Genomic DNA, 21,280 nt, shown 5'->3' on the forward strand with positions numbered 1-21,280 from the left:
AGCTCCTTACAGACCGGCGTTCAGCTGTTGTTCCAGCTTGGCCAGCACCTGGTAGCACGGCAGCACCTTGGCCACCGACGAGTTCGGCTCGCGGCCTTCGCGGATGGCGGCGAAGAATTCGCGGTCCTGCAGCTCGATGCCGTTCATCGACACCGCCACTTTCGATACATCGATCTGCTCTTCCTTGCCGTTGTACAGGTCGTCGTAGCGCGCGATGTAGGTGGCACTGTCGCCGATGTAGCGGAAGAAGGTGCCCAGCGGGCCGTCGTTGTTGAACGACAGGCTCAGGGTGCAGATGGCGCCGTTGGCCGCCTTCAGCTGGATCGACATGTCCATGGCGATGCCCAGTTCCGGGTGGATCGGGCCTTGCAGCGCGTTGGCCTGCACGATGGGGCTGCCGGCCTGGTAGGCGAACAGGTCCACGGTATGGGCGGCGTGGTGCCACAGCAGGTGGTCGGTCCAGCTGCGCGCCTGGCCCAGCGCGTTCATATTGGTGCGGCGGAAGAAGTAGGTCTGCACATCCATCTGCTGGATGTTGAATTCGCCGGCCTGCACCTTCTGGTGCACGTACTGGTGGCTGGGGTTGAAGCGGCGGGTATGGCCGACCATGGCCACCAGCCCGGTCTGCTGCTGCAACGCGACCACCGCCTCGGCGTCGGCCAGGCTGTCGGCCAGCGGAATCTCCACCTGCACGTGCTTGCCGGCCTTCAGGCACTGCATTGCCTGCGCGGCGTGCACCTGGGTCGGAGTGCACAGGATCACCGCGTCCACTTCCGGCAGCGCCAGCGACTCGGCCAGATCGGTGGCCACGTGAGGGATACCGTACTTGTCGGCCACTTCCTTGGTGGCGTCATAGCGGCGGCCAACCAGCGATACCACTTCCACGCCGTCGATCAGCTTGATGGCGTCCAGATGCTTGATGCCGAAGGCGCCGGCGCCAGCCAGCGCTACCTTGATGGTCTTGCTCATTGCTTGTTCTCCAGAATCAGATGACCCACGGCGGTATTGGAAGCCGGCACGTGGTAGAAGCGTTGTTTCAGCTCCGGCGGCGGGCCACCGGCGACGTCGCTCATCGCGCCGCGCGCGATCAGCCACATCACCAGTTCGATGCCCTCGGAGCCGGCTTCGCGCACGTAGTCGATGTGCGGCATTTGCGCGAGATCGGCCGGGTCGGCGATCAGGCGGTCAAGGAAGGCGTTGTCCCATTCCTTGTTGATCAGGCCGGCGCGCGGGCCTTGCAGCTGGTGGCTCATGCCGCCGGTGCCCCAGATCTGCACGTTGAGGTCGCCGTCGAACGACTCCACCGCGCGGCGGATGGCCTGCCCCAGCTGGAAGCAGCGGCGGCCGGACGGCACCGGGTACTGCACCACGTTGACGGCGAACGGAATCACCGCGCACGGCCAGGCCTCGGGCTGGCCGAACATCAGCGACAGCGGCACGGTCAGGCCGTGGTCCACGTCCATCTTGTTGACGATGGTGAGGTCGAAGTCGTCCTGGATCACGCTTTGCGCGATGTGGGCGGCCAGCTGCGGGTGGCCCATCACCTTGGGCACCGGACGCGGGCCCCAGCCTTCATCGGCCGGCTGGTATTCGGCGCCGGTGCCGATGGCGAAGGTCGGAATGAAATCCAGGCTGAAGGCGGTGGCGTGGTCGTTGTAGACCAGGAAGATCACGTCCGGCTTCTGCTCCTTGATCCACTGTTTGCCGTAGTCGTAGCCGGCAAATACCGGCTGCCAGTACGGCTCCTGCGCCTTGCCCAGATCCAGTGCCGCGCCGATGGCCGGCACGTGCGATGTGTAAACGCTCGCGGTAATGCGTGCCATATCAGTTGCTCCCCTTGCTCTTGCCTTGCGGCTGGTGCTGCGGCTGGGCGTCGCCGTCTTCGCCCAGATAGCGGTTGCCTTCTGCCGAGCGACCACCGCCCAGCATCATGTCACGGTACTCTTCCTCGCTCATGCCGGTCATGCTGCCGGCCATCTGCTGGAAGCTCTTGCCGTCGGTGGCGCCGATCTTGGCCAGGAAATAGATGTTGCCGCCCAGCGCGATACAGCGGTTCAGATCGCGGTCCAGTACCGCCTGCTTCTGCTCCTCGCTCATCGCCCACTCGTCGAGATAGCCGCGCTCGTCGGCCTTGAAGCGCGCACGGTTGGCCGCAGTCATCAGCGACATGCAGAACTGGTTCAGCCAGTAGCCCTTGCGCGATTGCTCGGCATCGAAAATGGTGGTGCCGGGCAGGTCCAGATACGGTTTGTTCAGTGCCATGATTTACGCTTCCTGTGTTTCTTCCGGCCAGTACAGGCGCATCGGGTTGGCCACCAGCAGCTGGTGTTGCAGCTCGGCGGTCGGTGCGATGTGCGGGATGAAGTCCACCAGCAGGCCGTCGTCCGGCATGTGGTCCTTCAGGTTCGGGTGTGGCCAGTCGGTACCCCACAGTACCCGATCCGGGAATTCCTCGACTACCCGGCGTGCAAACGGCACCACGTCACGGTAGGCATCCTGCTCGCCGTCCAGCGCGCGCGGACCGGTCAGCGACAGCCGTTCCGGGCAGCTGACCTTGCTCCACACGTTCGGGTGCTCGCGCATGAACTTCAGGAACAGCTCGAACTCCGGGCCGTCCAGCGGCTTGCTCACGTCCGGGCGACCCATGTGGTCGACCACCACGGTGGTGGGCAGGCCGGTGAAGAAGTCCCACAGCTCCGGCAGGTCCACTGCTTCAAAATAGATCACCACGTGCCAGCCAAACTTGGCAATGCGGCCGGCGATCTCCATCAGCTCGTCCTTGGGGGTGAAATCCACCAGCCGCTTGACGAAGTTGAAGCGCACGCCGCGCACGCCGGCGTCGTGCATCGCCTGCAGTTCCTCGTCGCTCACGCTGCGGCGCACGGTGGCGACACCGCGTGCCTTGCCGTCGGAATGCAGCAGCGCATCGACCATGGCGCGGTTGTCGGCGCCGTGGCAGGTGGCCTGCACGATCACGTTGCGGGCAAAGCCGAGCTGGTCGCGCAGCGCGAACAGCTGCGCCTTGCTGGCGTCGCACGGGGTGTACTTGCGTTCCGGCGCGAACGGAAACTCTGCGCCGGGGCCGAACACGTGGCAGTGGGCATCCACCGCGCCGGCCGGCAGCTTGAACTTGGGTTGGCTGGGGCCCTGGTACCAGTCCAGCCAGCCGGGGGTTTTTTCAAAGTGCATGGTTCAGTCTTTCTGTGTGAGGCTGGCCAGCAGCCGATCGGCTTCGGTGCGCCAGTCCGGGCTACGGGCAAAATCGGGGGCGTGCTTGCTGCCGAACACGCCGGCATCGGCGAGATCGGCCATCCACGCCTGACGGGCGGCGGTACCGCTGGCCGACCACGGCGTTAGGCCGGCGTCGGCGACGGTGTTGGCCACTTCGCGCACTTCCTCGCTGCGGCGGCGACCGTGCTCGATCACGCGCTGGAAGAAATACGCCGCCTGTTGTTCCCAGTCGATGCCGGGAAAGGTTTCGTACAGCGAGGCCAGCACCGCGTCTTCCACGCCGTAGTGGCGGGCGGCGCTGAGGCTTTCGATCACCATCGCTTCCAGCCCCTTGATCATCACGCTGCGGCACATCTTGGTGGCCGAGGCGACGCCCAGCTGCGCGCTGGCAACGCGGGCGGCAAAGCCCAGCTCGCCCAGCAGCGGGCACAGCGCCGCCGCCGACTCGCCGCCCAGCAGCAGCGGCACCTTGCTGCGATACGGCGGCACGCTGGTCATCACCGCGCCTTCCACGTAGCGGCCGCCGGCGCCGTCGATCAGCGCCGCGGCCGCCTGCTTGGCCGCCGGCGAGGCGGAGTTGAGGTCGAGGAAGAAGGCGCCGTGACGCAGCGCCGGGGCGCAGGCTTCGGCCACCGCCACGGTCTGGTCGGCGGTCACTGCGCTGATCAGGCAGTCGGCGTCGGCGGCCAGTGCCAGCGGCGACGGTGCCAGCGCCGCCCCAAGGTTGGCCGCATGGCAGCGCAACGGCTCGGCACTGGCCGGCTCGTCCAGCTTGCGGTCGTAGGCGCTGACGCGCACGCCCAGCTGGCGCAGGTCTTCCGCCAGGATGCGGCCAACCTCGCCGTAGCCGACGAGGCCGATGTGCCAGTGCAGAGGGGAGCGGGGCTGGCGCATGCTGTTCAGTCGATGTAGCGCAGGCCGGCCTGGGCCAGCGGTTCGCGCATCTTGTACATGTCGAGGCCCAGCACGCCGGCAGCCAGCTTGGCGCGCTTCTCGCCCTCGAAGCTCTCGCGCTTCTCGGCGGCGTCGGCTACCTGCTGCGCCAGCGCCGCCGGTACCACCACCACGCCGTCCACGTCGGCAATCACCACGTCGCCCGGGTTCACCAGCGCGCCGGCGCAGATCACCGGGATGTTCACCGAGCCCAGCGTCGCCTTGATGGTGCCCTTGGCGTTGATGGCACGGCTGAATACCGGGAAGCCCATCTGTTCCAGCTCTTCCACGTCGCGCACGCCGCCGTCGATGATCAGCCCCTTGGCACCGCGTGCCTGGAAACTGGTGGCCAGCAGGTCGCCGAAGAAGCCGTCTTCGTTGTCGGTGGTGCAGGCGGCGACGGCGACGTCGCCCGGCTGCAACTGCTCGGCGGCGACGTGCATCATCCAGTTATCGCCCGGCTGCAGCAGCACGGTGACGGCGGTGCCGCAGATCTTGGCGCCGCGGTACACCGGGCGCATGTACGGTTTCATCAGGCCGACGCGGCCCATCGCTTCGTGGATGGTGGCGACGCCGAACTGTGCCAGTTTGGCGACGGCGGCCGGATCGGCGCGCTCGATATGGCGCTTGACCACGCCTAATTGGTTCATGGCTTGTGTCATGTCGGTGTCCTTACTTGCCTTTGGCTTTCAAAGCGGCGTCCAGACGCGGATACACGCGGCGGGCATTGCCTTCGTAAATCAGGTGGCGCTCTTCGGCGCTGATGTTGGCCGCCTCGATGTAGCGCTTGGTGTCGTCGTAGTAGTGGCCGGTTTCCGGGTCGATGCCGCGCACCGCGCCGATCATCTCGGAGGCGAACAGCACGTTTTCCACCGGAATCACGCGGGTCAGCAGGTCGATGCCCGGCTGGTGGTAGACGCAGGTGTCAAAGAAGATGTTGTTGAGCAGGTGGTCCTTCAGCAGCGGCTTTTTCAGCTCCTGCGCGAGGCCCCGGAAGCGGCCCCAGTGGTAGGGCACCGCGCCGCCGCCGTGTGGGATCACGAACTTCAGCGTCGGGAAGTCCTTGAACAGGTCCGAGGTCAGGCACTGCATGAAGGCGGTGGTGTCCGCGTTCAGGTAGTGGGCGCCGGTGGTGTGGAACGCGCAGTTGCAGCTGGTGGACACGTGGATCATCGCCGGGATGTCGTACTCCACCATTTTTTCGTAGACCGGGTACCACTGCTTGTCGGACAGCGGCGGGCTGGTCCAGTGGCCGCCGGACGGGTCCGGGTTGAGGTTGAGGCCGACAAAACCGTAGTCCTTCACGCACTTTTCCAGCTCCGGGATACAGCTGGCCGGATCGACCCCCGGCGACTGCGGCAGCATCGCCGCGCCGATGAAGTGGTCGGGGAACAGCTCGCTGACGCGGAAGCACAGCTCGTTGCAGATCGCCGCCCAGGTCGACGAGGTGTTGAAGTCGCCGATGTGGTGCGCCATGAAGCTGGCGCGCGGGCTGAAGATGGTCAGGTCGGAGCCGCGCTGCTTCATCAGCTTCAGCTGGTTGCTCTCGATGGTCTCGCGCAGCTCGTCGTCGCTGATTTTCAGCTCGGACACTTTCGGGCCCAGCTCGGGGGTGGCTAGGTTGGCCACCTGGCGCTTGCGCCAGTCTTCCAGTGCCTGGGGCGCGGTGGTGTAGTGGCCGTGGCAGTCGATGATCATGTCGGTTTCCTCTCGGTAGCAGGGGGCGGCGCGCGGGCCGGGGCAGGTGGGGGCCCCGGCAGCCGCGGCGGTGATTAATGGCTTTGCGGCATGGCCTGCAGCGATACCTTGCCGCTGTCAGGATGGGCGCGCAGCTTGATGAACAGCGCGGTGGCGGCGATCAGGCCCGGTACCGCCAGCACCATGAACACCTGGTCGAAGCCCAGCTGGCGGCGCGCGAGTTCAGCCACCAGGAAGGAGCCGGCGATGCCGCCGAAGCGGCCGATGCCCAGCATCCACGCCACGCCGGTGGCGCGGCCCTGGGTCGGGTAGAAGCCGGCGGCCAGTGCCGGCATCGACGATTGCGCGGTATTCATGATGGTGCCGGCAACGAACACCACCACCACCAGCATGCCGACACTGCCGGTTGCTTGGCCGATGGCGTAGATCGCTGCCGCGGTGAGCAGGTAGCCGATGGCGATGATGCGGTCGGCGTTGAAGCGGTCCATCAGGTAGCCGCAGAACACGGCACCGATGCCGCCCAGCGGGAACAGCGCCGAAATCAGCATCGCCTGTTTCGGGGCGATACCGGCGTCCTTGAACAGGATCGGCATCCAGTTGACCAGCGCGTAGAAAATCACCAGACCCATGAAGTAGGCCAGCCACAGCATCACCGAGCCGACGCGGTAGGACGGCGACAGCACCACGGCGAGGCCGCTCTTGCCGGCGGCGACGGCGCGGGTTTCGGACAGGAAGAAGGAACTGGCATTGGCGGCAGTGGCGGAGATGCGGCTCAGCACGGCCTGGATGCGGGTGTGGTCATAGCCCTTGGCCACCATGTAGCGCACCGATTCCGGCAACAGCAGCAGCAACACCACCAGCAACAGCAGCGGCGACACGCCGCCGAATACCAGCACGCTGCGCCAGCCCCACTGCGGAATCATCCACGAGGCGAGGAAGCCGCCCAGCGCCGCGCCCAGCGGGAAGCCGCAGAACATGGCATTGGTCAGCAGCGAGCGGCGCGCGGTGGGGCAGTATTCGCTCATCAGCGTCACCGCATTGGGCATCGCCGCGCCGAGGCCGATACCGGTGATGAAGCGCATCACGGTCAGGCTCTGCAGGTCGGCGGCAAAGCCGGAAAGCAGGGTGAACAGGCCCAGCACCAGCACCGAACCGGTCAGTACCTTCTTGCGGCCGAGGCGGTCGGCCAGCGGGCCGGCCATCAGCGCACCGGCGGCGAGGCCGAACAGCGCGGCGCTGAGTACCGGCGCCAGCGCCGGCTTGCTGACACCCCATTCCTGGATCAGCGACGGCGCGATATAACCGATGGCGGCGGTGTCAAAACCGTCCAGCAGCACGATGCAGAAGCAGAGGGCGAAGGTAATCCACTGGAACCGCGAAAACGGATGGCGGTTGATGAACTCCTGCACATCAACAGATGGTTTGGTCATGGTCGTTATCTCTATGTTGCGTTTGGACTCGAAACCGCTCTATGGCGGTTTGGCGGGGGTACTAGGATTGCCGGCTGCCGCGTGGCGGCGGGATCGTCCTCTCCTGTTGTTGTATGAAGGATCGATCGACCGGCGGATGCTGCTTAACGCTGCCAGACGGCAGCCGGAATCATCACTTCACCTTTCATGATCAGGCGCGCGGTGCGCAAAAGCGCGGCGCGGGTCACGTTTTGCGGGTTGGCCGGATCGGTTTCCAGCTCCACCGAGAATTCGCCGGTCGGGTGTTCCACCGACACCCGCTTGCTGCTGCCGCTGCCGATGCGGGCGATGCCGTCAGTAATGGCGCCGTCCAGCACGCAGGCGGTGCCGACGGTGACCGCGGCCAGCACGCCGATGGCGTCGTGGCACACGTGCGGGATGAAGCTGCGGGTCGTCAGGCTGCCGTCGTCGCTGCGTGGCGGTGCGATCAGTGTCATCTTGGGATAGGTTTTCTTGCTGACGTCGCCCAGTCCCATCAGTTGGCCGCAGGTCAGGCGCAGCGCTTCCAGTTTTGTTTTCAGCTCGGTGTCGGCATTCAGCTCGGCCACGCTCTCGTAGCCGCTGCGGCCAACGTCGGCGGCGCGCAGCATCACCAGCGGCATGCCGTTGTCGATGCAGGTCACCTCGATGTCGCCGATGCCGGCCACGGTCACCACGTCACGGACCTTGCCGGTGGGCAGCAGGCCGGCGCACACCGAGCCGGCGGTATCCAGGAAATTGATGGTGATCGGCGAGGCGGTGCCGGGCACACCGTCGATGCGGGCGTCGCCGTCGTAGCGCACCTGGCCGTTCGGGGTCTCGACGGTGATGTCGCAGGCCATGTCGGTATTCAGGGTCAGCACGCGGAAGGTGCTGGTCTCGCCCTGCGCCTTGAGCATGCCGGTCTCCAGCGCGAACGGCACCACGGCGGCCAGCATGTTGCCGCAGTTGGGGGTGGTGTCCACGCTGTCCTTGTCCGGCGTGATCTGCGCGAACAGGAAGGTAAGGTCGATGCCGGGCGTGGTGCCCAGGGCCACGATACCGACCTTGCTGGTCAGCGGATTGGCGCCGCCGAGGCCGTCGATCTGGCGGCGGTCCGGCGAGCCCATCACGGCGAGCAGCACGCGGTTGCGCAGTTCAATGTCGGCGGGCAAATCCGCTGCGTTGAAGAACGGGCCGCGCGAAGTACCGCCGCGCATGAACAGGGTAGGGATAGAGGTCTGCATGCGGCCAGTATCTGCCGGCCGGCGATGCTGCAAAATATGGATAGCTAACTAGTAGATATAGCAGTTTGCTATGGGTTGAATTCGAGAAAAGCCGCCAGTCGCGGCGGCGTGTGTCCAGTCTTGCACCCGGCGCCTTACGCCGCCGGCAAGACCTTGCCCGTCACGATGGGGGGCACCATCTCGCGCACCAGTTCCTGCATCGCCTGCTGCGTCAGCGTGCTGGGGCGGTGCGAGCTGACCGCCAGCGCCAACCGGCTGACCAGGCCCGGCTCGCCGATCGGGCGCAGCCGCAGCCGCGCCGCCTTGTCGCTGGTCGACACCGCCAGCCGCGACAGCACCGCGCAGCCGGCGCCGTCGGCGACCAGTTCCAGGATCGCCGGCACGCTGTCGATCTCCAGCGCAATGGTTGGCCGCAAGCCCTGCGCGCCCAGCTGCGACTCCACCAGCATGCGGATGGCGTGCGGCTGCGACGGGATCACCAGCGGCTTGGCAGCCAGCTCCGCCAGCGATACCGCGCCCGGCGCCGCGTCGCCATCGGCCAGCTCCACCAGGTACAGCGCCTCGTCGCACAGCGGCGTGATGTCGATGTCGGACGACGGCACCGGGTTGTACAGCAGCGCGATGTCGAGGCGGCCGTTGCGCAGCGCCTCCAGCATGTTGGCGGACAGGCCCTCGCGGATGGCCAGCGACGCCTGCGGCAGCCGGGTGCGAAAGGCACGCGACAGCGGCACCGACAGCACCCGCGACAGGCTGGGCGGCAGCCCCAGCGCCACCTTGCCGGCCAGCGCGCCGCGCACGCGGCCCAGCTCCTCCTTGGCGCGCTCCACCTGGTGCAGCACGCCGCGGCCGTGCTCCAGCAGCAGCTTGCCGGCCTCGGTCAGCGTCACGCCGCGGCCGTTGCGCAAGAGCAGCGTCTGGCGCAATTCCACCTCCAGCTGGCGGATCTGGCGGCTGAGCGCCGGCTGCGCGATGTCGAGCACGATGGAGGCGCGGGTGAAGCTGCCCAGCTCGGCAACGCGGACGAAGTACTCGATCTGTTTCAGGTCCATGGCGGCGCGGCAAACGGAAGGGGGACAGTACAGCATACGCGATGGCAGGCAGCGCAGGAATGCCTTTCCGGCATAACCGCCGTGCCGTCAGACAAAAAAACGGCCCGACCGGTGACAACACCGGCGCGGGCCAGACAAGCAACGCAACGAGAAAGGGGAATAACGCTTCAGGCCTGGGCGGCGATCATGCTGCGGAAGTGGCGCTCCATGCGCGCGGTATCCGGCTGCCGCCCGGTGAACAGCTGGAAGGCGCCGATCGCCTGCCACACCGCCATGCCGCCGCCGTCGAGCACGCGGCAGCCGCGCTGGCGTGCCAGCTGCAGCAATTCGGTTTCCAGCGGGAAGTAAACCACTTCCGCCACCCACAGGCCGCCGTGCAGCAGCGCCTCCGGCAGCGGCAGGCCGGGATGGCCGTCCATGCCGGTTGGCGTGGCGTGCACCAGACCGCTGGCGCCCGGCATCGCCTGGCTCACGTCGTTGCTGCCCGTCACCTGCCGGTCCGGGAAGAAGCCGTGCAGGCGTGCGGCCAACGTTGCGGCGCGCTGGGCGTCCTGGTCGACGATCACCAGCTCGCGGGTGCCGGCCACCAGCAGTGCGTGGGCGACGGCGGAGCCGGCACCGCCACCGCCGAGCAGCACCACGCGCTGCAGGTCGTCGGCGGCGAAGTGGCGGCGGAACGGCTCGGCAAAGCCGGACCAGTCGGTGTTGTGGCCGTAACGCTTGCCGTCGCGGAACACCACGGTGTTGACGGCGCCGATCTGGCGCGCGTCCTCCGACAGCTCATCGAGATAGGGGATCACCGCCTGCTTGCAGGGGTGGGTGATGTTGACGCCGGCAAAACCGCAGGCTTCGGCGGCACTGAGCAGCTCCGGCAGCGCCTCGACGCCCTTGCCGATGCGGCTGAGATCGATCAGCTGGTAGTGCAGCTTGAAGCCCAGTTCGGCCGCTTCCTGCTCGTGCAGATAGGGCGACTTTGAACGCTGGATATCCGCACCGATCAGGCCGATCAGCACCTTGTCCGGCACGCCGTGCTCGGTTGCGAATGATGAAACTTCAGAGATCATGTCATGCCTCGGTGGTTGGCTCCCGGCGCGGCCTGCGGGGCGGCGCCGGGATTGGGGGGAGTGGGGTTAGCGCAGTTTGGCCAGTTCGCTGTTCAGCTCGCCCATCAGCTGCGGGCCGACGTTCTCGCTGAACTTCTTGGTCACGCCCTGCAGCTTGATGCGGATGCGGCCTTTTTCGGCGGCGGACAGCTCGTTCACCTTCATCGTCGCCTTCAGCTTGGCCAGCGCCTGGGCGGCGCCGTCACGGTTGACCTTGCGCTGGTACAGCGTGGCGTCACGCGCGGCCTTCTGCAGCAGCTTCTTCTCGTCGGCGGACAGCTGGTCCCACAGCTTCTGGCTGGCCAGCAGCACCTGCGGGTTGTAGACGTGGCCGGTGAGGGTCATGTACTTCTGCACTTCGTTGAGCTTGGTGCCGAGAATGGTGGCTTCCGGGTTTTCCTGGCCGTCGACCGCACGCTGTTCCAGCGCGGTGTACAGCTCGGTGAACGGCATCGGTACCGGGTTGGCGCCCAGGGCCAAGAACATCTCGATGTACAGCGGTGACTGCACCACGCGCACCTTGAGGCCGGCGATGTCTTCCATCTTCGCCACCGGGCGCACGTTGTTGGTCAGGTGGCGGAAGCCCAGCTCCCAGTAGCCGAGACCGACCATGCCCTTGCCCTGCAGCTTGGCCAGCAGCTTGGTCCCGATCGGGCCGTCGACGATGGCGTCGGCTTCCTTGCCACTGTTGAACAGGAACGGCAGGTCGAACAGCACGAATTCCTTGGCGTTGCTGGACAGCAGGCCGGCGTTGAGCACGGTGAAGTCGAGGGTGCCACCCTGGATAGCGGACACGGTCTGCACGTCGCCACCGAGTACGCCGGACGGAAACAGCTTGACGGTGATCTTGCCGCCGGAAGCCTTGTTCACCAGCTCGGCGAACTTGGTGGCGCCCATGCCCTGCGGGTGCTCCTTGGCATTGAGGAACGAGAAGCGCAGCGTGCGTTCCTTGATGTCGGCGGCGCTGGCCTGGCCGGCGAGGCCGAGGGCAAGGATGGTGGCAGCGCTGAGCACGGCGATGTTGTTCAACTTCATGATGTCTCTCTCCATGTTGGAATTGGACTCCGGGGTCTCCTCCCCGGAGGTGCTACGTAAACTTAATGGGCAAACCAGGCGGCCGGCACGGTGACGATGCTCGGGAACAGCACCAGCAGGAACAGCACCGCCAGCTCGGCAATCAGGAACGGGGTGATCGCCGTGATCAGCGCCCCCATCTTGGTGCGGGTGGCGCCGCACACCACGTTGAGCACGGTGCCCACCGGTGGCGTGATCAGGCCGATCGAGGTGTTGATGATGAACAGCACGCCGAAGTAGATCGGGTCGATGCCGGCCTGGGTCACCACAGGTACCAGCACCGGCGCCAGGATCAGGATGGTCGGCGCCATGTCCATCGCGGTGCCCACCAGCACGATGATCAGCATGATCACCAGCATCAGCAGCGTCGGATCGTCCATCAGCGGGGCCAACAGCTCGATCAGCTGCGACGGCAGGTCGGCGATGGTGATCATCCACGCCGACACCAGCGAGGCGGCGACTAGGAACATCACGATGCCGGTGGTCTGGGCCGACACGGTAAAGACATGGAACAGTTGTGACGGCTTCAGCTCGCGGTAGATCACCATCGCCACGAACAGCGAGTACACCGCGGCCACCACCGCCGCTTCGGTCGGGGTGAAGATGCCGAACTTGAGGCCGCCGATGATGATGCCGGGCAGCAGCAGCGCCCAGAACCCGTCACGCACCGCTTCCATGATTTCGGCCAGCGACTTGCGTGGCGCCGGCTGGATGTCTTCCGAGCGCGACACCCACCACCACGCCACGCACAGCGACAGCGCGATCAGGATGCCGGGCACGATGCCGGCAAGGAACAGCTTGGAGATCGACAGGTTGCCGGCCACCCCCAGCAGGATGAAACCGATGCTGGGCGGGATGATCGGCGCGATGATGCCACCGGCGGCGATCAGTGCACTGGAGCGGGCCTGGTCGTGGCCGGCGCGCACCATCATCGGCACCAGCAGCACCGCCAGCGCCGCGGCATCGGCCACCGCCGAGCCGGACAGGCTGGCGAGGATGCAGGAGGCGAGAATGGCGACGTAGCCGAGGCCGCCCTTGACGTGGCCGACCAGCGCCATCGCCACGTTGACGATGCGACGCGACAGGCCGCCGACATTCATCACCTCGCCGGCGAGCAGGAAGAACGGTACCGCCAGCAGCGCGAAGCTGTCGGCGCCGTTGATCAGGTTTTGCGCCACGATCTGCGCATCGAACATGTCCATGTGGTACATCAGCGCCACACCGGACAAGAGCAGGGCAAAGGCAATCGACATGCCCATTGCCATGGCACCGAGCAGGGTGCCAAGGAAGATAGTCAGAATCACGATGAAGTCTCCGGCCGGGGCTTAGTCAGCGATATTCAGCGTGGTGTGCGCGTCGGACACCGGTGCACCACTGAATACCTTGTACAGATCGAATACGACGACGATGGCGGACAGCACGCTGAACACCAGGCCGGCCAGATACACCGTCGCCATCGGCAGGCCGGTCATCGGCGCCGGGACATCAAGGTTGATCACCACCTGCTGCCAGCTGCCGCTGCCGAACAGCCACAGCAGGTACAGCACGATGCCTTCCATCTGCACGTGGCAGACTTTCTGCGCCAGCACCGGCAGGCGCTTGACCAGACTGTCGACATTGAGGTGACCCTTTTCGCGCACGCCGACGATGGCGGCGAGGAAGGTCATCCAGATCATGAACCAGCGCGACAGCTCTTCGGACACGCTGATGCCGCTGTTGAAGCTGTAGCGCAGCACCACGTTGGTGAACACCAGCAACACCATGCCGGCCAGCAGCAGGGCCATCATGCCCTTCAGTATCTGCATCGATACGTCGATTACTTTTTCCATCACAACCTCCATGCAGCACGCCGCTGCGGCGCCGGGGCGCGACAGGAGCGGTCTGCCAGTCAAGAAAACGGCTTGTCGTTTATTTCTTCAGGTGGCAGGCAAGGTGGTGCACCGCGAGGTTGTAACCCGCCGTACCCAGACCGCAGATCACGCCGGTCGCCACTTTTGAAACGTAGGACAGATGCCGGAAACTTTCGCGGCGATGGATGTTGCTGATGTGCACTTCGATGATGCTGCCGGGGAAGGCGGACAACGCATCCATCAGCGCGACGGAGGTGTGGCTGTAGCCGGCCGGATTGATCACGATGCTGGCGTGCTGCTCGCGCGCCTGGTGGATCCAGTCGATCAGCTGCGCTTCGTCGTTGCTCTGGCGGAAGTCGATGGTGAGGCCGTATTCGCGCGCCACGCTGCGGCAGCTGCGCTCGACGTCGGCGAGGGTTTCGTGGCCGTAGATTTCCGGCTGGCGTTTGCCCAGCAGGTTCAGGTTCGGGCCGTTGAGTACCAGGATATCGGTGGCCATGTCAGCGCGCTCCCTGCTGGGTGGCGGCCACTGCTGGCGATGGTGGGAAGAACATGTCGTGCTCCTCAATCTCTCTGTGTCTTTTTTAGAAATGTACCTGTTGGTACATAATGAAAGAATGGCGTATCGGTGCCGCTTTGTCAATGTCTGATTGAGGCAAATCAAGGTCTTGCGGAAGCGGATTGTGGTTATCCGCAACAGTGCTGGCTGGCCCGTATTTGCTGCATTGCGGCAAACGGACGCCGCCGCCGCAAACCGCGCCGCCACGGCCGGCAGCAGGCAAAAAAACGGGCGCCGACTGGCGCCCTAAGGAGAGTGTGGTGATAGCGGAAACTAGCCGCCCTGGCGGTTGCGGCGCTGTGCCTGTGCCGCCAGCCGCACCGGCGCGTTGGCCGCACCGTACTGGTCGTAACTGCCGAGGCGCTGCACGATCTCGAAGAAGAAACGCTCGTCGAACGGCGCGGAGTACACGTGCAGGAATTCGCCGCCGTTGGCGTCGCGGTCGTACAGCACGTTGTGCTGCTGCAGGCGTGCGACAAAGTCGTCGTCGAGGCTGAAACGCGCCAGCAGGTCGTCGTAGTAGTTGTCGGGGATGTCCAGCAGCGGCACGCCGTTGGCGCGCGCCTGCACCACCGCGGCGAAGATGTCGTCGCTGGCGAAGGCGATGTGCTGCAGGCCGGAACCCTTGTAGGTCGACACCGAGCGTGCGATGGCGGTGTTGCGGTTTTCCGAGATGTTGAGCGGAATGCGGATGCTGTTGTTGGCGCTGCGCACCACGCGGCTCTTCATCAGGCCGTACGGGTCCGGCAGCGTCCACTCGTGCTCGGTGGCAAAGCCGAAGATGGCGCGGAAGTGCAGGATCCAGTTGTCCATCGTCTCCGCCGGCAGGCCGATGGCGAAGTGATCGAGCGCGGTCAGGCCGAGGCCGGGTGTGGTCGCGGTGCAGGCGTCGAAGTCCGACTGGTAGATGGACGCACCGTCAACGTTGGCCGCAACCAGATACTGCAGGCTGCCGTCCGGCGCGCGCACCGCCGGGATGTGGCGCTCGTTGGGGCCGACGCGGCTTTCGAACGGCTTGCAGCCGTACAGCTTGGCGCGGGTCAGCGCCTGCTGTGCGTCGTCGGTGCGGAACGCCGCGGCGCACAGCGACGGGCCGTGCGACACGTAGAAGGCATGGGCGAAGGAGTCCGGCTCGGCATTGAGGATCAGGTTGATGTCGCCCTGCTGGTACAGCGTGACGTCCTTGGACTTGTGCTGTCCAGCGCGGCTGAAGCCGAACTGTTGCAGCAGCTTGCCCAGCCGCGCGCCGGAGTCGTCGTCGACTGCGAACTCCAGGAACTCCACGCCGTGGTAGTCGGCGGCCGGCGGGGGCGAGAACAGGCTGTCGGCCACCGCGCTGGCGCCCTGTGCGCGCAGGGTGCGGGCGGTGACTTCTTCCAGATAGCGCAGCGAGCGCAGGCCGTCGATGGCGGTCAGCCGTGTCGGCGCGGCGCGGAAGCCGTCGTTGAACACCTCCAGCGACAGCGGGCCGCGGTAGCCGCTCGCGATGATGGGCGCGAGGAAGGCGCCCAGCTCGAAATCGCCCTGGCCGGGGAAGCTGCGGAAATGGCGGCTCCACTCCATCACGTCCATGTTCAACAGCGGCGCGTCGGCCAGCTGCACGAACACGATCTTGTCGCCGGGGATCTGCGCCAGCAGCGACAGGTCGTCCTTGATCGCCAGGGTGTGGAAGCTGTCGAGGATGATGCCGAGGTTGGGGTGGTCGGCCTGCTGCACCAGGCGCCAGGCGTGCTGGTAGGAGTAGACGTGGCGACCCCAGGCCAGCGCCTCGTAGCCGACCAGGATGTCGCGGCGCGCGGCGCGTTCGGCCAGCTGGCGCAGGTCGTCGGCAATCAGCGCGTCGTCCTGGCTGGTGTCCGCCGCCACGCTGCTGCACACCAGAATGCGGTCGGTGCCCAGCTCCTGCATCAGGTCGAACTTGCGTTCAGCGCGGTCGAGGTTGCGCGCCAGCCGCTCGCGCGGGCCGCCCTCGAAATCGCGGAACGGCTGGAACAGCATGATTTCCAGTCCCAGGTCGGCGCACATGCGGCGCACGGTGGCCGGTGTGCCGTCGAAGTAGAGCAGGTCGTTTTCAAAGATCTCGACGCCGTCAAAACCGGCTGCCGCAATCGCCTCCAGCTTCTCCGGCAGCGTGCCGCTCAGGGACACGGTTGCAATGGAATGCTTCATGCCATCCTCCGTTATTGGGTGTGTATCTCCTTATTATGTACCAATTGGTACATAAGTGGAAAAATCTTGCAGCCGTGCGCCGTGACACGCGGCCGGCTGCGACAAATTGGCGACAGTGCCGGTGCCGACGCGGCAGCCACGCCATTGCGGTTGCGGCCAACCTTGGCCGCAAGCCCGGCAGTGGGCGGCATGAAAACCGTTGCTGCAGGCTGTTGCCGGGCAGCGGCGGCAGCGGCCGGTTTTAGCTGCTACGTTTCAGTGGAGGCGGTGGCCGGATTCGCGGCCGGGGAGAGGACGGTCAACGCCATCACGGAAAATCGTTTTTTATGTCAGTCACTTAGCTGGTTTCACATTTTTGTAATCCAAAAACTACATTTCCCAAAAAAGTGCCATAAATACCCAAAAAACGATATTGAGAGGCTGCGGCTTCAACTATAGAGTTTTAGCACCACTACCAGATTGATCTTGCAACAACATTGCATCAGGTCAAGAGAAAGTCTGGTTCTGGTTGGCAAACGGTTTCACCCCGTCATCAAGCAGGCAACAACAGTTTCGCCGTGGCCGAGCCCGGCGCTGCGCCGTCATCAAGCTGACAGCGCGCGCCGCGCGGCGACGGCAAGCGGGTGAAGTGCGGACACACACAAGGAGAAAAATGGTGAGTAACGGGAACAGGATCAGCACGCGCGCCGTGCCGGGTGTGCTGCTGGCAGCCTTGCTGGCAGTGCCGGCGATGAGCGCCAGCGCCGAAGGCACGGCCGAGATCTCCAGAGGCCAGCAGTACTACGAAAAAATCTGTGCCAAGTGCCACGAGGCCGGCATCGGCCCGGTACTGCTCGGCCGCGGCCTGCCGGAGGTGATCTTCACCACCATCCCGCGCAGCGGCCTGCGGGCGATGCCGGCATTCCGGGTGTCGGACATCGACGACGCCACCTTGCAGAGTCTGGCGAAATACCTCGCCAACTCCAAGCCAAAACCGTAAGCGGGAGGAGCAGGCATGACTACTGATCGTCGCACTTTGCTCAAGGGCCTGGCCGCCGTCGGCCTCGCCTTCACCGGTGGCTCACTGGCGCAGGCCGCCACCGCGCTGCCGGCCGGCAAGACCTTGGCCGCAAACGCCACGCTGCCACTGACCGCGGTGGTGTCCGGCAGCGCGCTGGACAGCCAGTTTCTGGCCGGCGTCGCCGCCGCCGCGCAGCAGCACGGCATGCAGCAGCAACCGGCGCTGCGCCTGAACGGGCTGGACGGCACGCTGCTGAACCATATTCACGCACTGGCACAGGATGCGCAGCCGGCGATGCTGGTCGGGCTGGTGGATGACGCCACCGCCACCGTGTTGCTGGACCTGGTGCGCTCGTCCGGCGGCCGCGTGCTGTCGCAACAGCCGCAGTGGCTGGGCAGCGATGCCGCGCAGCTGGCCGCGCTGGGGCAGGCCCTGGTGGCCAGCCCGGAGCACGTGCTGCCGGCATCCCATCCGCAGGGCAGCCCCTGCGTTTCCTTCTGCTGCGTGATCTGAACGGAGTTATCTCATGGCTAGTAAATATCTTGCCCTGCCCAAGGGCGTCAGCGAGGCCCGTTTCGACGCGGCCATCAAGAAGTTCACCGCCGCACTGGGCAAAGACAATGTGCTGACATCCGGCGAACACCTGCAGCCCTACACCAAGGTGATGATGGCGGTGGAAACCGAGAAACACATCCCGTCCGCCATCGTGATGGCCACCACCGTGGAGCAGGTACAGGCGGTGGTGAAGATCTGCAACGAGTACAAGATTCCGGTGTGGACCATCTCCACCGGCCGCAACTTCGGCTACGGCTCGGCGGCGCCGGTGGAGCGCGGCCAGATCGTGCTCGACCTGCGCAAGATGAACAAGATCATCCACATCGACCCGGAACTGTGCACCGCGCTGGTGGAGCCGGGCGTCACCTACCAGCAGCTGTACGACTACATCGAGGACAACAAGCTGCCGCTGATGCTGTCGTTCTCGGCGCCGTCGGCCATCGCCGGCCCGGTCGGCAACACCATGGACCGCGGCGTCGGCTACACCCCGTACGGCGAGCACTTCCTGATGCAGTGCGGCATGGAAGTGGTGCTGGCCAACGGCGACGTGTACCGCACCGGCATGGGCGGCGTGAAGGGCGACAAGGCGTGGCAGGTGTTCAAGTGGGGTTACGGCCCGACGCTGGACGGCATGTTCACCCAGTCCAACTACGGCATCTGTACCAAGATGGGCTTCTGGCTGATGCCGAAGCCGCCGGTGTTCAAGCCGTTCGAGATCAAGTTCGACAACGAGGCCGACATCAGCGAGATCGTGGAAATGCTGCGTCCGCTGCGTATCGCGCAGATCATCCCCAACGCGGTGGTGATCGCCGGCACGCTGTGGGAAGCGGCTACCTGCAACACCCGCCGCTCCGACTACATCACCACCCCCGGCCACACCCCGGATCACATCGTCAAGCAGATCCAGAAGGACAAGCACCTGGGCGCCTGGAACGTGTACGCCGCGCTGTACGGCTCGCCGGAACAGGTGGAAGTGAACTGGAAGATCGTCACCGAGACCATCAAGAAGGCCGGCAAGGGCCGCATCGTGACCCAGGAAGAGGCCGGTGACACCCAGCCGTTCAAGTACCGCGCGCAGCTGATGTCCGGCGTGCCCAACCTGCAGGAATTCGGCCTCTACAACTGGCGCGGCGGTGGCGGCTCGATGTGGTTCGCCCCGGTCAGCCAGGCGCGCGGCAGCGAGTGCGACAAGCAGGTGAAACTGGCCAAGACCATCCTCAACAAGCACGGCCTCGACTACGTCGGCGAATTCATCGTCGGCTGGCGCGACATGCACCACGTGATCGACGTGCTGTTCGACCGCAGTAGCGAAGAGGAAACCAAGCGCGCCAATGCCTGCTTTGCCGAGCTGCTGGACGAGTTCGAGAAGGAAGGCTACGCCGTGTACCGCGTCAACACCGCGTTCCAGGAACGGGTGGCCAACAGCTACGGCCCGGTGAAGCGCAAGCTGGAAAAAACCATCAAGCGCGCACTGGACCCGAACGGCATCCTGGCACCGGGCAAGTCCGGCATCCGCATCTAAGGCAGGAAACAAGCGATGACAACGAAACAAGCATACGACGGCTTCGAACTGCAGCCGATCGCCGGCCAGTGGCGCCGCGGTGGTTCCAGCCAGCAGCTGACCGACAGTAATCCGTACTCCGGCGACACCCTGCTGCAGCTGCAGCTGGCCAGCCGCGACGACGTGGACGCGGCCTACGCCGCCGCTGCCGCCGCGCAGCAGGAGTGGGCGGCCCGCCTGCCGGAAGAGCGCGCCGCGGTGCTGCACCGCGCGGTGGAGATCATGCTGGCGCGCGCCGAGGAGATCCAGGACTGGATCGTGCGCGAATCCGGCAGCTCGCGGCTAAAGGCCATCATCGAATGGGACAGCGCGCGGCGCATCACCCAGGAGTCCGCCACCTTCTGCAACCGTGTCGAGGGCCGCATCCTGGCCTCGGCCATCCCGAATCAGGAAAGCCGCGTCTACCGTGCGCCGCTGGGCGTGGTCGGCGTGATCAGCCCGTGGAACTTCCCCTACCACCTGACCGCGCGCTCCATCGCCCCAGCGCTGGCGCTGGGCAACGCGGTGGTGGTGAAGCCGGCCAGCGATACCCCGGTGACCGGCGGCCTGTTGCTGGCCAAGATCTACGAGGAAGCCGGCCTGCCGGCCGGGCTGTTCAGCGTGGTGGCCGGCGCCGGCAGCGAGATCGGTGACCATTTCGTCGCGCATCCGGTGCCGAGCCTGATCTCGTTCACCGGTTCCACCGAGGTTGGCCGCAATGTTGGCCGCATCGCCACCGGCGGGCGGCACATCAAGCGCGTGGCGCTGGAGTTGGGCGGCAACGCCCCGCTGGTGGTGCTGGACGACGCCGACATCGAACAGGCGGCACAGGCGGCGGTAGTCGGCCGCTTCCTGCATCAGGGCCAGATCTGCATGAGCACCAACCGCGTGATCGTCGACGCCAGGGTGCACGACCAGTTCGTGGCCGCGCTGAAGGCGCGCGTCGAAAAGCTGCCTTACGGCGACCCGGCCAACCCGGCCAACATCGTCGGCCCGCTGATCAACGGCAAGCAGCTGGACGGCGTGCTGAGCAAGATCGAGCAGGCGAAAAAGGACGGCGCCACGCTGCTGGTCGGCGGCGCGCCGCAGGGCAATGTACTGCCGCCGCACCTGTTCGTGGATGTCGACCCCAGCTGGTCCATCGCCGTGGACGAGACCTTCGGCCCGGTGCTGCCGGTGATCAAGGCCCGCGACGAGGCGCACGCGCTGGAACTGGCCAATGCCAGCGAATACGGTCTGTCCGCCGCGGTGTTCACCCGCGACTACGCCCGCGGCCTGCACTTTGCCCGCGGCATCCGCAGCGGCATGTGCCACATCAACGACATCACCGTCGACGACCAGACCAACGCGCCGTTCGGCGGCGAGAAGAACTCCGGTCTCGGCCGTTTCAACGGCGAGTGGGCGATCGAGGAGTTCACCCGCGCGCAGTGGGTAACGCTGCAGTTCCAGCCGCGCCCGTATCCGTTCTGAGCATCGTCATTCATTGCATCACGCCGGCGGCGGCCGCCGCCGGCATCTTCAGGAGTCAACCATGCAATCACGCCGCAATTTTCTGATCAAAAGCGTAGGGGTCGTTTCCGCGCTGGCCGTGGCCCGTAGCGCGCTGGCCGCCGCCCCGAAAGTGGACGCCAAAGACCCGACCGCGGTGGCACTGGGCTACGTCGCCGACGCCGCCAAGGTCGACAAGGCCAAGCAGCCGAAATACGCCGCCGGCCAGAGCTGCAGCAACTGCCAGTTCTACCAGGGCAAGGCCAGCGACGCCTTCGCACCCTGTCCGATGCTGGCCGGCAAGCAGGTCGCCGGCAAGGGCTGGTGCAACGTCTACGTCAAGAAAGCCTGATCGTT

Annotated in this window: 21 protein-coding genes; 5 read left to right on the forward strand and 16 right to left on the reverse strand. The window is 65.7% G+C overall.

The features are described from left to right. Positions 1-6 precede the first annotated feature (6 nt). The 16 genes from PQU89_RS01305 to PQU89_RS01380 form a co-directional block, all read right to left on the reverse strand. Positions 7-969: a Gfo/Idh/MocA family oxidoreductase gene (locus tag PQU89_RS01305; RefSeq protein WP_272764251.1), complete on the reverse strand. Its 963-nt coding sequence runs from the start codon at positions 967-969 to the stop codon at positions 7-9. Then, a complete protein-coding gene (locus PQU89_RS01310; RefSeq protein WP_272764252.1) occupies positions 966-1,823 on the reverse strand; it encodes a class III extradiol dioxygenase subunit beta in 858 nt (285 codons plus the stop codon). Before PQU89_RS01310 ends, PQU89_RS01305 begins: the two co-directional genes overlap by 4 nt. Position 1,824: 1 nt before the next feature. Further along, a complete protein-coding gene (gene ligA / locus PQU89_RS01315) occupies positions 1,825-2,262 on the reverse strand; it encodes a protocatechuate 4,5-dioxygenase subunit alpha (RefSeq protein WP_255909598.1) in 438 nt (145 codons plus the stop codon). Positions 2,263-2,265: 3 nt separating this feature from the next. Beyond that, positions 2,266-3,189 (reverse strand): amidohydrolase family protein, encoded by a 924-nt coding sequence (locus PQU89_RS01320; RefSeq protein WP_272764253.1) that lies wholly within the window; start codon positions 3,187-3,189, stop codon positions 2,266-2,268. Between the two features lie 3 nt (positions 3,190-3,192). Continuing rightward, on the reverse strand, positions 3,193-4,125 hold the full coding sequence (locus PQU89_RS01325; RefSeq protein WP_272764254.1) for an NAD(P)-dependent oxidoreductase: 933 nt from the start codon (positions 4,123-4,125) through the stop codon (positions 3,193-3,195). Between the two features lie 5 nt (positions 4,126-4,130). Next, on the reverse strand, positions 4,131-4,814 hold the full coding sequence (gene ligK / locus PQU89_RS01330) for a 4-carboxy-4-hydroxy-2-oxoadipate aldolase/oxaloacetate decarboxylase (RefSeq protein WP_272764255.1): 684 nt from the start codon (positions 4,812-4,814) through the stop codon (positions 4,131-4,133). A 22-nt stretch (positions 4,815-4,836) separates the two neighbouring features. After that, on the reverse strand, positions 4,837-5,862 hold the full coding sequence (locus PQU89_RS01335; RefSeq protein ID WP_272764256.1) for an amidohydrolase family protein: 1,026 nt from the start codon (positions 5,860-5,862) through the stop codon (positions 4,837-4,839). Between the two features lie 74 nt (positions 5,863-5,936). Next, entirely contained in the window at positions 5,937-7,292 is a 1,356-nt protein-coding gene (locus PQU89_RS01340) for an MFS transporter (RefSeq protein WP_272764257.1), read from the reverse strand. A gap of 143 nt (positions 7,293-7,435) precedes the next feature. Then, on the reverse strand, positions 7,436-8,536 hold the full coding sequence (locus tag PQU89_RS01345; protein WP_272764258.1) for a 4-oxalomesaconate tautomerase: 1,101 nt from the start codon (positions 8,534-8,536) through the stop codon (positions 7,436-7,438). A 134-nt stretch (positions 8,537-8,670) separates the two neighbouring features. After that, entirely contained in the window at positions 8,671-9,585 is a 915-nt protein-coding gene (locus tag PQU89_RS01350) for a LysR substrate-binding domain-containing protein (protein ID WP_272764259.1), read from the reverse strand. Between the two features lie 167 nt (positions 9,586-9,752). Next, positions 9,753-10,649: a shikimate dehydrogenase gene (locus tag PQU89_RS01355; RefSeq protein WP_272764260.1), complete on the reverse strand. Its 897-nt coding sequence runs from the start codon at positions 10,647-10,649 to the stop codon at positions 9,753-9,755. Positions 10,650-10,715: 66 nt separating this feature from the next. Then, entirely contained in the window at positions 10,716-11,723 is a 1,008-nt protein-coding gene (locus tag PQU89_RS01360) for a TRAP transporter substrate-binding protein (RefSeq protein WP_272764261.1), read from the reverse strand. A gap of 62 nt (positions 11,724-11,785) precedes the next feature. Next, the gene (locus PQU89_RS01365; protein ID WP_272764262.1) at positions 11,786-13,066 is read right to left on the reverse strand and encodes a TRAP transporter large permease subunit; all 1,281 of its coding nucleotides are present in this window, start codon (positions 13,064-13,066) and stop codon (positions 11,786-11,788) included. Between the two features lie 21 nt (positions 13,067-13,087). Continuing rightward, positions 13,088-13,591, reverse strand: a complete 504-nt coding sequence (locus PQU89_RS01370) for a TRAP transporter small permease (protein WP_272764263.1) — start codon at positions 13,589-13,591, stop codon at positions 13,088-13,090. A gap of 79 nt (positions 13,592-13,670) precedes the next feature. Further along, complete coding sequence (gene aroQ, locus PQU89_RS01375; protein ID WP_272764264.1) at positions 13,671-14,111, reverse strand: type II 3-dehydroquinate dehydratase; 441 nt, start codon at positions 14,109-14,111, stop codon at positions 13,671-13,673. Positions 14,112-14,444: 333 nt separating this feature from the next. Continuing rightward, complete coding sequence (locus PQU89_RS01380; protein ID WP_272764265.1) at positions 14,445-16,340, reverse strand: bifunctional sugar phosphate isomerase/epimerase/4-hydroxyphenylpyruvate dioxygenase family protein; 1,896 nt, start codon at positions 16,338-16,340, stop codon at positions 14,445-14,447. Positions 16,341-16,995: 655 nt separating this feature from the next. On the opposite strand from PQU89_RS01380, the gene PQU89_RS01385 reads away from it, so the two are divergent. The 5 genes from PQU89_RS01385 (at position 16,996) to PQU89_RS01405 (ending at position 21,275) form a co-directional block, all read left to right on the forward strand. Further along, complete coding sequence (locus PQU89_RS01385; RefSeq protein ID WP_272764266.1) at positions 16,996-17,319, forward strand: c-type cytochrome; 324 nt, start codon at positions 16,996-16,998, stop codon at positions 17,317-17,319. 15 nt (positions 17,320-17,334) lie between these two features. Further along, positions 17,335-17,853 (forward strand): hypothetical protein, encoded by a 519-nt coding sequence (locus tag PQU89_RS01390; protein WP_272764267.1) that lies wholly within the window; start codon positions 17,335-17,337, stop codon positions 17,851-17,853. A 13-nt stretch (positions 17,854-17,866) separates the two neighbouring features. After that, the gene (locus PQU89_RS01395; protein ID WP_047965592.1) at positions 17,867-19,417 is read left to right on the forward strand and encodes an FAD-binding oxidoreductase; all 1,551 of its coding nucleotides are present in this window, start codon (positions 17,867-17,869) and stop codon (positions 19,415-19,417) included. 15 nt (positions 19,418-19,432) lie between these two features. After that, a complete protein-coding gene (locus tag PQU89_RS01400) occupies positions 19,433-20,905 on the forward strand; it encodes an aldehyde dehydrogenase family protein (RefSeq protein WP_272764268.1) in 1,473 nt (490 codons plus the stop codon). A gap of 61 nt (positions 20,906-20,966) precedes the next feature. Then, positions 20,967-21,275, forward strand: coding sequence for a high-potential iron-sulfur protein (locus PQU89_RS01405; protein WP_272764269.1), 309 nt, complete (start codon positions 20,967-20,969; stop codon positions 21,273-21,275). The last annotated feature ends 5 nt before the right edge of the window (positions 21,276-21,280 follow it).

Source organism: Vogesella indigofera, from assembly GCF_028548395.1.
Lineage (GTDB): Bacteria > Pseudomonadota > Gammaproteobacteria > Burkholderiales > Chromobacteriaceae > Vogesella > Vogesella indigofera_A.

What these genes read in the sequence shown, in the direction of transcription:
- PQU89_RS01380 (WP_272764265.1), bottom strand. Translation starts at nt 16,340, where the DNA reads ATGAAGCATTCCATTGCAACCGTGTCCCTGAGCGGCACGCTGCCGGAG.
- PQU89_RS01345 (WP_272764258.1), bottom strand. Translation starts at nt 8,536, where the DNA reads ATGCAGACCTCTATCCCTACCCTGTTCATGCGCGGCGGTACTTCGCGC.
- PQU89_RS01370 (WP_272764263.1), bottom strand. Translation starts at nt 13,591, where the DNA reads ATGGAAAAAGTAATCGACGTATCGATGCAGATACTGAAGGGCATGATG.
- PQU89_RS01390 (WP_272764267.1), top strand. Translation starts at nt 17,335, where the DNA reads ATGACTACTGATCGTCGCACTTTGCTCAAGGGCCTGGCCGCCGTCGGC.
- PQU89_RS01400 (WP_272764268.1), top strand. Translation starts at nt 19,433, where the DNA reads ATGACAACGAAACAAGCATACGACGGCTTCGAACTGCAGCCGATCGCC.
- ligK (WP_272764255.1), bottom strand. Translation starts at nt 4,814, where the DNA reads ATGAACCAATTAGGCGTGGTCAAGCGCCATATCGAGCGCGCCGATCCG.
- PQU89_RS01325 (WP_272764254.1), bottom strand. Translation starts at nt 4,125, where the DNA reads ATGCGCCAGCCCCGCTCCCCTCTGCACTGGCACATCGGCCTCGTCGGC.
- PQU89_RS01320 (WP_272764253.1), bottom strand. Translation starts at nt 3,189, where the DNA reads ATGCACTTTGAAAAAACCCCCGGCTGGCTGGACTGGTACCAGGGCCCC.
- PQU89_RS01355 (WP_272764260.1), bottom strand. Translation starts at nt 10,649, where the DNA reads ATGATCTCTGAAGTTTCATCATTCGCAACCGAGCACGGCGTGCCGGAC.
- PQU89_RS01405 (WP_272764269.1), top strand. Translation starts at nt 20,967, where the DNA reads ATGCAATCACGCCGCAATTTTCTGATCAAAAGCGTAGGGGTCGTTTCC.
- PQU89_RS01310 (WP_272764252.1), bottom strand. Translation starts at nt 1,823, where the DNA reads ATGGCACGCATTACCGCGAGCGTTTACACATCGCACGTGCCGGCCATC.
- aroQ (WP_272764264.1), bottom strand. Translation starts at nt 14,111, where the DNA reads ATGGCCACCGATATCCTGGTACTCAACGGCCCGAACCTGAACCTGCTG.
- PQU89_RS01395 (WP_047965592.1), top strand. Translation starts at nt 17,867, where the DNA reads ATGGCTAGTAAATATCTTGCCCTGCCCAAGGGCGTCAGCGAGGCCCGT.
- PQU89_RS01335 (WP_272764256.1), bottom strand. Translation starts at nt 5,862, where the DNA reads ATGATCATCGACTGCCACGGCCACTACACCACCGCGCCCCAGGCACTG.
- PQU89_RS01305 (WP_272764251.1), bottom strand. Translation starts at nt 969, where the DNA reads ATGAGCAAGACCATCAAGGTAGCGCTGGCTGGCGCCGGCGCCTTCGGC.
- PQU89_RS01350 (WP_272764259.1), bottom strand. Translation starts at nt 9,585, where the DNA reads ATGGACCTGAAACAGATCGAGTACTTCGTCCGCGTTGCCGAGCTGGGC.
- PQU89_RS01340 (WP_272764257.1), bottom strand. Translation starts at nt 7,292, where the DNA reads ATGACCAAACCATCTGTTGATGTGCAGGAGTTCATCAACCGCCATCCG.
- ligA (WP_255909598.1), bottom strand. Translation starts at nt 2,262, where the DNA reads ATGGCACTGAACAAACCGTATCTGGACCTGCCCGGCACCACCATTTTC.
- PQU89_RS01360 (WP_272764261.1), bottom strand. Translation starts at nt 11,723, where the DNA reads ATGAAGTTGAACAACATCGCCGTGCTCAGCGCTGCCACCATCCTTGCC.